The sequence below is a fragment of the Gammaproteobacteria bacterium genome (assembly GCA_013697705.1).
Lineage (GTDB): Bacteria > Pseudomonadota > Gammaproteobacteria > UBA6002 > UBA6002 > UBA6002.
The window spans coordinates 18,417-31,499 of the sequence record JACCWJ010000002.1 but is presented as its reverse complement, the minus strand read 5'-3'; the positions used below and the strand labels follow the sequence as shown (position 1 = coordinate 31,499).

Annotated in this window: 8 protein-coding genes; 2 read left to right on the top strand and 6 right to left on the bottom strand. The window is 37.4% G+C overall.

Going from position 1 to position 13,083, the window contains the following annotated elements:
- Nucleotides 1-7: 7 nt before the first annotated feature.
- From H0U71_00265 to H0U71_00255, 3 genes are all read right to left on the bottom strand, one after another.
- Nucleotides 8-4,072, bottom strand: a complete 4,065-nt coding sequence (locus tag H0U71_00265) for an acyltransferase domain-containing protein (protein MBA2653486.1) — start codon at nt 4,070-4,072, stop codon at nt 8-10.
- 96 nt (nt 4,073-4,168) lie between these two features.
- Nucleotides 4,169-5,197 carry a histidine-type phosphatase gene (locus tag H0U71_00260; protein ID MBA2653485.1) on the bottom strand — a complete coding sequence of 343 codons (1,029 nt, stop codon included), beginning with the start codon at nt 5,195-5,197 and terminating at the stop codon, nt 4,169-4,171.
- A gap of 132 nt (nt 5,198-5,329) precedes the next feature.
- Nucleotides 5,330-6,844, bottom strand: coding sequence for a carbonic anhydrase family protein (locus H0U71_00255; GenBank protein ID MBA2653484.1), 1,515 nt, complete (start codon nt 6,842-6,844; stop codon nt 5,330-5,332).
- 153 nt (nt 6,845-6,997) lie between these two features.
- Here H0U71_00255 and H0U71_00250 point away from each other — a divergent pair, with 153 nt between their 5' ends.
- Nucleotides 6,998-7,702 (top strand): GntR family transcriptional regulator, encoded by a 705-nt coding sequence (locus tag H0U71_00250; protein MBA2653483.1) that lies wholly within the window; start codon nt 6,998-7,000, stop codon nt 7,700-7,702.
- A 39-nt stretch (nt 7,703-7,741) separates the two neighbouring features.
- Nucleotides 7,742-8,467 carry a flavodoxin family protein gene (locus H0U71_00245; protein MBA2653482.1) on the top strand — a complete coding sequence of 242 codons (726 nt, stop codon included), beginning with the start codon at nt 7,742-7,744 and terminating at the stop codon, nt 8,465-8,467.
- A gap of 53 nt (nt 8,468-8,520) precedes the next feature.
- On the opposite strand, the gene H0U71_00240 is transcribed toward H0U71_00245, so the two are convergent.
- The 3 genes from H0U71_00240 to H0U71_00230 form a co-directional block, all read right to left on the bottom strand.
- Nucleotides 8,521-9,369, bottom strand: a complete 849-nt coding sequence (locus H0U71_00240; protein ID MBA2653481.1) for an AraC family transcriptional regulator — start codon at nt 9,367-9,369, stop codon at nt 8,521-8,523.
- Nucleotides 9,370-9,629: 260 nt separating this feature from the next.
- Nucleotides 9,630-10,898 carry an HlyD family type I secretion periplasmic adaptor subunit gene (locus H0U71_00235; protein ID MBA2653480.1) on the bottom strand — a complete coding sequence of 423 codons (1,269 nt, stop codon included), beginning with the start codon at nt 10,896-10,898 and terminating at the stop codon, nt 9,630-9,632.
- The gene (locus tag H0U71_00230) at nt 10,895-13,039 is read right to left on the bottom strand and encodes a type I secretion system permease/ATPase (protein MBA2653479.1); all 2,145 of its coding nucleotides are present in this window, start codon (nt 13,037-13,039) and stop codon (nt 10,895-10,897) included. The genes H0U71_00235 and H0U71_00230 overlap by 4 nt, the downstream gene beginning before the upstream one ends.
- Nucleotides 13,040-13,083 lie beyond the last annotated feature (44 nt).

Below are 13,083 nucleotides of genomic sequence, written 5' to 3'. Positions count from 1 at the left end.
CTAACTATTAAGATGCTTTTTTTTTAGAAAATAGTTCTGCATTTTTATGCTCATCTGTGGCTTGTAATGATACTTCATTGCGTTCTAAACTTGTTACTTTTGGCGCAGCGCCAGAAACCCCTCCGCCACTCTCTGAAGACCCTTTGGAGCTTATATAACCCACGATTTCGGCAATAGTATTTAATAATGCCATTTCTGCTGGATTCATCTCTGGTAGTCCAGGAAATTTTTCTTGCATTGCTGATAATATTTCCACACGTTTGATGGAATCAATCCCCAAATCAGCCTCCATATTCATATCCATTTGAATCATTTCAGAAGGATAGCCGGTTTTTTCAGCAACAATCTCTAACATAGTTTTCAACAATTCTTGATCAATATTAGCTTTTTTATCCTGTGATGGGCTTTGGATATTCGCTGATACAGAAGGCGTCACTGACCCAGTAATATTAGTGTTAGTGAATTGGGGTGTTGGAGATGATGCAGAAGGTGGAGATGTTGCACCAGATGTTGGAGATGGTGCAGACGAAGCGATTTCCATTTGTGTTTTAATATAGGCAGAAATTTCCGCAATCGTATTCAATGTAGATAATTCAATAGGATTAAGTTCGGGCAAAGAAGGAATTTTTTCTTGCAAGGCTGACAAAATTTCGACACGTTTAATGGAATCAACCCCTAAATCTGCTTCAAGGTGCATATTACCACCCAACATTTCTACTGGATAACCGGTTTTTTCAGCTACGATTTCAATCATATCGTGATAAATTTTCGAAGTGTCCTTTGAGCTGGATTCAGAAGCAGAAACAGCAGCAACAGATGGTGTAATTTTTTCAGCAGGTGTTTGTATGTGTAAAGCAGAGGGTTCCTCAAATGATTTGCTTGGCATAGGACTAATAGCTGATTTAAAAGAAGGTGGGGTTGGCATTGCAATTTTAGGTGGTTGCTTTGCTGGTGCTGGTTCATTATGTACGACAGGCTTAATGTGAGGTTGTTTTATTTCAGTAGGAAGAGAAGCACCACCTTTATCAGTAGCCTTTAATGTAGCGAGTAATTCAGAAAATAATTTTTGATTTTGCTTTACACTTGTGTCAAATGCTTGCTGACTTGCAACTATTTGGCCTTGCAAACTTTGACAAGTTTTTATTAATTCTTCAAAAATTCTTAAGGTTTGTGCATCGTCCATAGATTCCTCCGCTTCATTACCACCGCTATTCAAATTTAGTATAACTGATTCTTTGGTTAATTTATTTTCAATAGCATCTAATTTTGCTTGTGGATATATTTTTCCATATGTCTTACCTGAAAGCTTTAAGGAAAATTTGTTTTTCTCTACTTCAGGTATCGGTTGATCTTCATATTCCTCCCAAAGTCTTTTAAAATTTGGATTAAGCCCAGCCACAAAACAATAGCCTATACCATTCCAAAACGCCGCAAAGGGCGAATCTTTTTGGTCTAAAGCAATAGCATGTATCTGAGGATTAATTTCTTTAATGATTTTCGTTAATGAGTTATTGGGACCTACTTCAATAAATAAATTCACTCCTTGATCAATTAAAGTCTCAACTGCCTGTTGAAAGAAAACAGGTTTTGCAATTTGCTGAGCTAACATTTCTTTAATTTGATGTGTATCATTGCTTGGATATAATTGATTAAAAACTGAAGAAAATACTGGGATGTGTAACGAACTAAAATTGACATTCGCTAATTCATCTCTAAAAGCCCGTTCAATCGGAAGCATCATACTTGAGTGAAAGGCATTAGTAGCAGCTAAGCGGAGATAGCTAATGTGCTGCTGTTTTATAATATTTTCGAGTAATTGTAAATTTTCGATTGAACCTGAAACTACGATTTGATGGGGGCCATTTATATGAGCCACTTCTAATGAAAGCTGATTATCATCTATGTGCTTTTTCACTTCGGAGTAATTCGCTAAGATACAAGTCATACCGCCAGCATCATTTCCTTGTGCAGAAAATAATTCTCCTCGCTTTATAGCGAGTGAAAGCAAATCATTTTTATCGATAGCTTGTGAATAAGCGAGTGCATTAAGGTCGCCTAAACTATGACCCACTAATATGTCCGGTTTCACTTCGAGCGCTTGCAATAGTGCGCCAAAAGTAAAATTAGTTACAACCATTGCAGGCTGAGTCCATAGCGTTCTATCAAGTTTTTCCTGTTGTTGAATTTTTTCTTCTTGGCTGAAAGCTGTCTTAGGAAAAACAACTTTATGCAAATGATCTTCGTTACCTATAGCGTGGTTAGCTGCGAGATCCCAATAATTCAATGCAGCATCAAATGCCATTGCAATATCTTTCCCCATATATAAATACTGACTACTCTGGCCGGGAAATACAAACGCGACCTTTTTGTGAAATGAACTAGGCGAGTAATGGAGATTCGCGTTTAGGAGGGGTTGCTGCAACTCTTCATTTGGTTGGAGTAGAAACTTCTCAACCTTTTCTTTCAATTCATCAAGGGATGATACTACGATCGCTATTCGTGTATTTTCAGTCGGCAAAAAAGTGGTTTGTGTATGTTTTGCTACATATGGCAGCGTCATATTAGGAATATCTTTTAATAGCATAATTAATTTTGCTTTTAATCTGTGCAAATTTTCAGCACTTAGGATAATTAATTCTTGATCTAAATAACGCCATTTTTTAGCTCTAAGCGTGCTACCACAATATTCTTCAATAGCAATATGGAAATTACTTCCCCCAAATCCAAACGAGCTAACACCTGCTCGCCGAGGATGATCCTCACTTCTGATCCAAGGCTTAGCAAATGAGTTAATATAAAATGGTGATTGTTCAATTTCAAGCCTAGAATTCGGTTGGGTCACCTTAATGGTAGGCGGCAAAATACGATGGGATAATGCCAAAGCAGCTTTAAAAATACTTGCAGCCCCTGCAGCTGATTTAGCATGACCAATTTGGGATTTGACTGAGCCAATCGCACAAAATTGCTTTTTATCACCATTAAGTTCATGAAAGGCTAATTTTAAACCATGAAATTCTTCATAATCACCCACAATTGTGGCCGTTCCATGTGCTTCCATTAATTCGACCGTGTCGGCTAAATAATTTGCCGATTGGAAACTTCGAATAATACAACGTGCTTGACCCCGAGCGGTCGGAGCATATACACTTTTTGATTTTCCATCTGAAGATGATCCAACACCTTTAATAACGGCATAAATTTTATTTTGATCTCTTTCTGCATCTTCTAATCTTTTTAGTGCAACTAAACCTATGCCTTCTGCTAATAAAGTTCCATCTGCATTTTCAGAAAATGGACGGCAATCGCCTGTAGGTGATAGCGCAGGAGTTTGAGTGAAGCACATTTGAATAAAAATACTATTCATTGTATCCGCACCACCCGAAATGACCACATCGGATTGATGTAATTGTAATTCGTTCACTGCCATAGAAATGGCAGCTAACGAACTTGCACAGGCTGCATCACACACACAATTAGTGCCGCCAAAATTAAATCTATTACAGATCCTACCTGCTACTACATTGCCTAAAACTCCTGGAAACGTATTTTCCGACCAAGGCACATACAGTTTTAAAATTTGCTCACTAATCTCACTAATAATTTTTCTATCAATTCCATACTGACCCATTGCAAATTCCCAGACGGGTCGTTGCAGACGAGAAATGACATCTTCTGCCAATTCCTGAGAGGAAGTAACACCTAAAATAACACTTATCTTGCTAAGTTCATTATCACTCAACTTTCCGTTCGGATAGGCATCCTTTAAAAGCTGTTTGGTGGCTATTAAGGCTAATAACTGCGTGCTGTCTGTTGAAGACAAATTTGTGGGAGGAATACCAAATTCAATGGGATCAAAATCAAATTCAGATAAAAACGAGCCGCGCATACTATAAGTTTTATCAGGAACTTTAGCTCCTGGCTGATAGTAGTCTTCCGCTAACCAACGATCACGAGGCACTTCAATGATAAGATCTTTGCCGCTTACAACATCGCGCCAAAAACCTCTACCATTATTTGATCCAGGAAACAATCCACTTATTCCTACTATTGCTATAGGTTGCCTTGAAGCCATTAATACTCCTTACAATGAGGTCACATTTACCTACTTTTATAATTATAGGATAGGTAAAGCGACAATTTTTCAGGAAATATACAGCCTCTTGGTCTGCTATTTGTTATTTATAAGCGTATTAAATTGAGATATTGAACATATTTGGCCATGGCAGGCCGGAATAAAAACAGGTTTATTGTTATAAAGTACACGCATGTAATTTATTTTATTTCTTTCAAACAATAAAAAATTGATGTGCGAAGCATAAGGAGGAATTTTAGATAAAGGCGTTCCCAAGGTGTTCATAACACTCATGATTGAACTATCATGTCCCACATATAAAATATATTTCAATGGCGTTTTGTTGTTTGCTGCAAGATTGAAATATTGGTCAACTCGCTTCAAAAATGCCTGACCCATTGGCTGCGTAATTTCCTTTAGTTTGAAATTTTGCACTACTGCCCGTTCATTTAATGAAATTATTTTAGTGGCATCTTCATTATTGATACCTTGAGGGAGGGTGACATGATGTACCTGCCTAATATATAGATTATCTGCTAATATATTTAATTTTTTAAAGCCATTTAATTTGATACCCGTGGCGTCGCTCCAAAGTTTTAACTTGACTTGAATAGTATGGGTATTTTCTTTCCACCCATTACGCGATAATAAATAGACTTTTAATAGAGAAGAAATATTTTTACTTGGCTTTACCTGTAGTAAATTGTCACGATCTTTAGAAACGACTGCGATGGGAATTACCGCCCGATTCTCTATCCATACGGTATCACTGAGAGAATAAAAACCGATTAAGAATGCCCGAGCGCTAGCGATGGTTCGCTTAGTATCGGTGGAGCGCACATAGATATCCGATTTATTATATTTCCCTGATAATAAGTGGTATTGAGATACATAAATTTTTCGCATCTGCTCACCTAGCCGAATCACCTGTTCCCTACCCTCTGGCGTTAACATGCCCAGTCCTTCTTTCCAGGGATATGGTTGCCGTGGAATTTTAGCGGTTGGTGTGCGATCACCATGTCGAATTAGATCTATTGCAAAGAGTAGTTTTTCTTCATCAGCGTAAATGTTGACTGAAAAAAATAGGAGTAAAGCTATGATAATGAAGCAACTTTTAAAACTCATGGTTATACCCGTTGGGTTTCGTTCATTTAACAAGGTTGCGAAAAAATCATAGCTTATAATGTTACAGCGTTTTCATCAACTTTATATCCTATCTATTACTATTAATATCAGCCACTTCTCAAGCTCCCTAAATTAGGGTCGCGGCTGGCGATGGTCAGCTTTTCTATCAATAGGCTCTAGTACTTTATCGTCTGTTAACACTGACATTTCACCAAACAATTGTTTAAAACGATTGTATTGGTTTTGTGAAATTTCAATTGTGTCTGGAACAACATTAAATTGCAGACCCGCCTTGAATCCATATGTGGGTGACTTTAAGCTTCCCCAGCTATGAAAGAAAATCGAATTTCGCTGTTGCGCTTGTTGCAGAGTTGGCATAAAAAATTGCTGATAATTTATAAGTAAATTTAATTTCATGTCATCCGTAATTTGATCTAAATTGGCCACTTGGTTGAGTAACTTGTTAAAATTCTCATTTTCTTTGCCCTTCACGAATACAAATCCAATTGCCATATATTTTAAATTGCCTCTCTTAGAAACGCGACTGTAGACGGTATGCACTTCAGCTAATGTATCTAAATTAGGATCTCTAGTAATGCCCTTCCTTACCTCTTCTAATTGTTTTCGAGATTCATAGATTCTATACTCAGGTTCTTGCCCCTCATCTTCAGGATGAATATGCGTGTTATTAAGATTCCATTTTTTATTTTTAAAAAATGCTGTGCTTAAGGAGTTACTCGAATAAAATGCAAGTGTACGATGATTGTTTTTTACAGTTACTTCATCCTCTACTGTCTCAAGATCGAGATTAAAATATTTTTCATTGGAAATCATACGATAATCTTTTTTATCCAGTTGCTTCGCTATCGCGACCGATGCTGCTTCCAATTCTTTATCTTCCATCAAATCCAATATCGCTGGAATTAAATAAGCCATCAATTCTGGACGAATTTTTACCAGATTATCTTTTGCTAAAAAGAGTGATAATGATTTGGCGTCAAGCTTGGATGGCATATCATTGCGCAAGGATTTTTTCAAGGAACCAACAAATCGTCTATCCAATTTTTTTAGGAGAATTTCATCGGAAAATGATGCTTTTATTTCCTCTGACAAACTTGCAATTATTTTCGGTAAAATTTTAATCAAACGCGTTACTTCAAGATTAACCAAAACGTCAGGCATAACACGTGCTAATGTATCCTTATCTAAAATGGAGGTAATATCTTTATTTTCTTGATCATTACTATTTATCCAATTATTTATTAGCTCCATTTTGTCTTTAGGAAAATCATTTATTAATCCCCTATATTTTTCATCTCTGAAAAGTAGGAATTCATTCCCCCCATGTGTTTTTAAATGATGAGCCTGGATTCGCCCTAAAACCTCACTCCTCTCTTCTTCTTGTAGCTCATCAATCGACAACTGTGGTAAGCGAGCTAACGCATTTTTCAAGCCAGGAACTTCATCGATTGCTACGTCGATTTCATTGCTTTCTACATCAATATAAATAAGACGTAATTCGTCATTTTCCTTTATCAAAAGATATTCATTAGGACCGTAATTTTCTAATTCCGCTTTCGTTGGCATTTTTGTGAGAAATTTCACATCAACTATTCCGAATCCACTACCTAATTGTCTATTTTGCATACATCACCTCGTTTAATATTGTTCAATATTTGACCATATTATCCTGTCATAATCGATTTGTCAAACTAAAATCGATTTTATTGGGTTTGCTTTATAAATTGGTTTTAATCGATTATCGGGGCTATAATAGATATACAGTAAACAGCAGCTAACTTGGCTAATAATTTTATGGCAACTTTAATTGATTCTATTTATGAAAAGATTCTTGAGGAGATTATTTCCGGCGATCTACAGCCTAATCAACGACTCCATATCTCGCAGCTTGCAGCTCAGTATAACGTTGGGTTAAGCCCTGTCCGGGAAGCTCTATCTAGACTACTCGCTACCGAACTTGTTACGTCAATTAGCCAAAAAGGATTCCGCGTAGCACCCGTCTCTTCCGCTGATTTATATGATATATATCAAACCCGCATTCATATTGAACTATTAGCGCTGCAACTTTCTATTGAGCAGGGCAATGATAAATGGGAAGCAGATATTATTGCAGCCTATCATCAACTTTCGAAATATGAATCTGAGCATAAGATTATTAACACAGAAGATTATCAAGAGTGGGAAATCCGGCACCGTGCTTTCAATCTCGCATTAATAAATGCGTGCGGGTTAACCTATTTACTAAATGTGCAGTCAAAACTTTATAACTTGACTGAGCGCTACCGACGGCAATGGCTAATTGCGGGCACTACTCAAATTGACGGATTGCCTTATGCAAAATCGCAAAAAAAAATAATGGATGCAACGTTAGCGCGAAATAGTGATGTCGCAACCAAACTACTACGCAAACATTATGAAAACGCAGTCAAAGTTATCGAATCATATTTTGTGAAACATAATTTATTTGAAGTCGAAATGGAGTGAAACCAAGATTTATTAGCAGATCCAAAAAGGGAGAATTTAATGGATTTAAATAGAAATGAAGGCAGCGATTGCGGTAAAAACAATGAGGATTTCTCTAAATTAACCGCCCTATTTCTAAACTGCACCCTTAAACGTAGCCCAGATCCCTCTCATACCGATGGTTTAATTAGCATTTCTAAAGCGATCATGCAAAAAAACAATGTCGCCACCGAAGTTATTCGCCCCGTTGATTACGATATAGCCTATGGAATCTATGGCGATATGACTCAGCATGGTTGGGATAAAGATGATTGGCCTCAGCTATACCAAAAAGTACTCGCAGCGGATATTTTGATCGTTGCTTCTCCCATTTGGTTAGGACAGATATCTTCTGTGTGTAAAAAAATAATTGAAAGGCTCTACGCGAATTCTGCAGATCTCAATAATAAAGGGCAATATACCTATTATGGACGCGCCGGTGGCTGCATCATTACGGGCAACGAAGATGGGGGTAAGCATTGCTCTATGGAAATATTATATTCACTACAACATCTGGGATATATTATTCCGCCTCAAGCAGATGCCTACTGGGTGGGGGAAGCGGGTCCTGGACCTTCTTATTGCGATAAAGACTCAGGTGGTCCTGAAAATAATTTTACCAATCGCAATACAACTTTTATGACATGGAATTTAATGCATATCGCAAATATTTTAAAAAATAAAAACGGATTTCCAGATTATGGAAATCAATCTTCAAAATGGAATGAAGGGTGTCGTTTCGATTAATCACCTTTATTGATTTTAATCAAACACTCCCTGTGCTTGATTAGAGTTACAATTTAACTTAGCAAAAGCCAACATTCCGTTAATAATTCTGTTTCTGCAACCTCATAGTCAAAATTGTGGTAACAGAAAATACATGGGAAGTCGCCTAGTTTTTCACCGGAATTAGGCAACCACTCCCGATATAATGCATGTATGGTCTCACTAATATTATTGAAAGATCCCTTGTGCATCGTTATCGCATAACGCCCTGCAGGCAAATATTTTTCAATGATATCGCCCTCAAGTTTGAAATTCGCTGGGATTTTTATGCCCAGATCAAAACAAAATTCATCGGCAGGTGTAGTCTTAGGATCATCATATGCGATTCCAAAAGCGTCACCCGGGGCGGGTTTAAGACTGATCGGTTGAGCTTTTGCCCAGGTAATAAGCTTTGTTACACTTTCAGCTACCAATTTTGGATCGCCTCGATGTTCTACCATCGCTAATCTTATTGCATCTGTTTTTCTAATATCTACTTTCATGTTAATTTCACCTTGTTTAGGCAAATAATACGGAGACTGGTCCCAATGCGCCCAGCTTGATGCCAGTCTGTACTGGCTAGGACTGAGCCCACATTCTTTTTTAAAAGCACGAGAAAATGCCTCGTGGGATTCAAATCCCGCATTAATTGCAATATTAATAATGGGTTGGTCTTTATCAATAATAAGTTGATGTCCCGCTCTTTTTAAACGCAGCCATCTAATATATTGATGCAAAGAAAGACCCATAAATGCCGTAAATAAGCGATGAAAGTGGAATTTAGATAAACAGGAAATAGCACTTAACTGTTCAAGTGATATTTCTTCATCGAGATGTTGACCGATAAAATCTATCACTTTAGCCAATTGTCTAGGATAGTTCATTAAAATTTACCTTCAGCTTTATTGCTTAATTACCTAGATGATAGTACTTATCTCTCTCAAGGGATGTTTGATCATTTTTGCTGAATTTAATAGCTAACCGCTTTCATTTTGCTGCTCCCCCGTCGACTGTTAAATCTTTTTGGGTTTCCTTGATTTCATCAAGGCTACAAATATGAGGGACCTGCGCTAACAACTTGATTATGTAGCCTTGATGAAATCAAGGAAACCCAAAAAGATTTAAAAAGTGCCAGGATTCTAACTTATCTTTCTCGCAATGCTTCCTCTTTCGCCTTGATCAAGGGTTTCAAAAGATATTGCAATACGGTCTTTTTGCCAGTTTCAATATGTACCGTAGCCAACATTCCCGGCATGATAAGTAATTTTCTTTTTTCTGTACCGAGATAATTCCGATTGGTGCGGACATTAACTAGATAAAAACTTTCCTTGTTTTTAGCATCCGTATCCACTTGCACTGTATCAGCACTAATGTATTCCACAACGCCTTTTAATCCCCCATAGATTGAAAAATCATAAGCCGTAATTTTGACTGTTGCAGGTTGGCCTACAATTAAAAAAGCAATATCTTGGGGTCGAACTCTGGTTTCAATAAGAAGTGTATCGGACAGCGGCACAATTTCCATGATATCCATGCCTGGGCTCACTACTCCACCCAGCGTATAAATATTTATTTTTTTCACAACACCATAAACAGGCGAATACAATGTAGTTCGTATCATTTTATCACGTAATGAATGCAGTACTTCTAGGAGTGAAGTCAGCTCACCTTCATTCTTAGTTAAATCTGTTTTGATTCCCTCACTAAACCTATTACGTTTTTCAGCAATTTTACTTTGGATATCTGTCGCCCGTTGAATACTATTATAATAATCTAGCCTCGAAGCATACCCTTGAGGCACCAACGCTTCATACATTTTGACTTGTCTATTTGCCATTTCGTAACTATTTTGAAGCAATTTCAATTCTTCTTCTAATGATTTTTTTCGCAGCTCAAATAATCTATTTTCGCGTGCAATTACTTCGGGATGTTTTTTTACTTCTGCAGGAAAATCTATGGTGCTCTTCTGTTGAGCTTCTGCATTAAGTCTCGCAATCATTGCAGCTAGCGCGATATATTTAGCGTGGGTGGCTTGAAAATCCGATTTATAACGCGTATCGTCAAGCGTCAATAGCATCTGATCTTTTTTGACGATTTGACCTTCTTTCACATCGATTTCTTTTACAATGCCTCCATCGAGACTTTGAATAATCTTAATTTGAGAGGAAGGGATAACCTTGCCCATTCCCACCGTCACTTGCTCAATAGTTGCAAAGTATGCCCAAATTAACCCCAGTAAAATAAGTAAGATAATTGCATATAAAATAAAGTGGGTTTTGCGCGAAGTACGAGCGCCTAAAGCGGCTTTACTATCACGAATAAAATCTTCTTCAGCAAGAGAAGGACGCGCCTCCTTTTTCTTATTCATATGAGAATCATTATTTTTTCGAAAAAAATCTTTTATTTTTTTCATTTTTGATCTCGTGGTTTCACAATTTTTTTCAAAACTTCTTCCTTTGGACCATCAATGACAACTTTGCCTTTATCCAAAATAATTATACGATTAACCAACTGCAGTAGTGCTGGTTTGTGAGTGGTGATTACCAATGTTTTACCCGCGAGATAAGGCTTCATTTTATTTATCCACTCGGATTCTAACTGGTCATCCATAGACGAAGTGGGTTCATCTAAGAGGAGAATAGGAGGACTGCCCAATAATGCTCGAGCAATAGCGATAGTTTGACGCTGTCCTCCTGATAGCCCTTCACCTCGTTCGCCAACAGGTAAAGCATAACCCAGGGGATGGCGATTAATAAAGCCATCTGTTCCTGATAATTTAGCGGCCTCTAAAATTTCTCTATCATCTGCCCATGGCTTAGCTAAGGTAATATTATCTCGAACTGTTCCGGTGAATAATAAAGTTTCTTGGGGCACACTGCCGATATTTTGACGCAAAGCTGCAGTATCTAATTGTGATACATCGATTCCATCAATGTAGATCGCTCCTGTTAGAGGTTGATACAACCCTAGGATGAGTTTTTGAATAGTACTTTTTCCTGAGCCGATCTTGCCTAATATCGCAACATGCTCTCCCTCTACGATTTTGAAGGAAACATGAATTAGTGCCTTATTCGCTTCTTGCCCTGGATATGCAAAAGAGACTTGCTGAAATTCTATGTCACCTTTTATCTTGGGACGATGAATGTATTCACGGCTTTTATCGTACTCGGTGGATAAACTCATTAAATGGTTTAACCCCTGTAATGCAAATTTGGCCTGTTGATAGCGAATTAACAAGCTAGTAAACTGCGTTAAGGGTGCCATCATGCGACCCGCAAGAATAGTGCATGCAATTAATCCTCCCAGTGTTATTCTGCTATGAGAAATTTCATAAACACCTATGATTACTATTGCCACTGTCACCATTTGCTGAACAAAATTTGCAAAATGCGTTACCGAACCCGATAAAAAACGTGACCTTAAACTTTTAGATGCGTTTACAGCAACTATTTGTTCCCACTTTTGTTGCACTAAACCTTCAGCATTTAAAGTTTTTAATACTTCTAAACCCGCAATACTTTCAACTAAAAGGGCTTGTTTTTGACCTGCTGATTGGGTGACATCCTGCATAGCGTTATAGAGCGGTTTTTGTATTACTAGGACAGTACCAATAACTAAAGGTACTGCAATCAAAGGGACAATCACAATGTAACTACCCAAATACCAAATCAACACCACAAACAATATTAAGAATGGCAAGTCAACTAAAGTTGTTAATGTCGCAGAGGTAAAAAAATCTCTAATCGTTTCAAATTCACGTAAATTATTAACAAAACTACCAACAGAACGGGGTTTATGACGTAAATGAATAGTAGTGACCTGCTGAAAAATACTGCCAGCCAATAATACATCCGCTTTTTTGCCTGCAATATCAATCAAATATGACCGCAAAAAACGTAAAATTAAATCGAATGCGAATATAATAAATATACCGATTGTTAACGTCCATAACGTTACCATCGCACTATTTGGTACAACTCGGTCATACACATTCATAATAAAAAGAGGGGTTACCAAAGTAAAAATATTGATAAATAATGCGGCTATAAATACTTCAACATAATTGCCTCTAAAGTGCCATAATGTACCCCAAAACCACGAACGGCTTGTTGTTTCAAAGTTGCCAAATTCTTGTTTTTTTCGCCCTTCCGCAGGTTTAATTAAAATCATATAACCAGAATACAGCTCGCCTAATTCTTGCATCGATTTGTGCACAACATTAGAAATTCCAAACTCCGGCAAAATTATTTCTGCAGTATCATCAACAACATTTTTTAATACACAGCATTGATTATTTTGTAGGATAAGAATTGCAGGAAGAACTAGATTCGAAATTTTAGGTAAGGATTTTTTATTTAGCTTTGCAATGAAGCCTGCACGTTCAGCGGCTCGAATAAATAAACTGGGGGTTAAGCGGTTATTTAAAAGGGGTAAACCGGCAAGTAAAGCCTCTTTGGAATAAGGGCGACGATAATATTGACTAATAATTAACAGGCATCCCAATAACGGATCTGTCTCCCTGTCATTTAAGGATGGTTGTACCTTTTCATCCATTTAAACCGCCGCCTGTATTACTCCTTGGTAGTAGTATAGTTAGA

What these genes read in the sequence shown, in the direction of transcription:
- H0U71_00260 (MBA2653485.1), bottom strand. Translation starts at nt 5,197, where the DNA reads ATGAGTTTTAAAAGTTGCTTCATTATCATAGCTTTACTCCTATTTTTT.
- H0U71_00245 (MBA2653482.1), top strand. Translation starts at nt 7,742, where the DNA reads ATGGATTTAAATAGAAATGAAGGCAGCGATTGCGGTAAAAACAATGAG.
- H0U71_00235 (MBA2653480.1), bottom strand. Translation starts at nt 10,898, where the DNA reads ATGAAAAAAATAAAAGATTTTTTTCGAAAAAATAATGATTCTCATATG.
- H0U71_00255 (MBA2653484.1), bottom strand. Translation starts at nt 6,844, where the DNA reads ATGCAAAATAGACAATTAGGTAGTGGATTCGGAATAGTTGATGTGAAA.
- H0U71_00265 (MBA2653486.1), bottom strand. Translation starts at nt 4,072, where the DNA reads ATGGCTTCAAGGCAACCTATAGCAATAGTAGGAATAAGTGGATTGTTT.
- H0U71_00230 (MBA2653479.1), bottom strand. Translation starts at nt 13,039, where the DNA reads ATGGATGAAAAGGTACAACCATCCTTAAATGACAGGGAGACAGATCCG.
- H0U71_00240 (MBA2653481.1), bottom strand. Translation starts at nt 9,369, where the DNA reads ATGAACTATCCTAGACAATTGGCTAAAGTGATAGATTTTATCGGTCAA.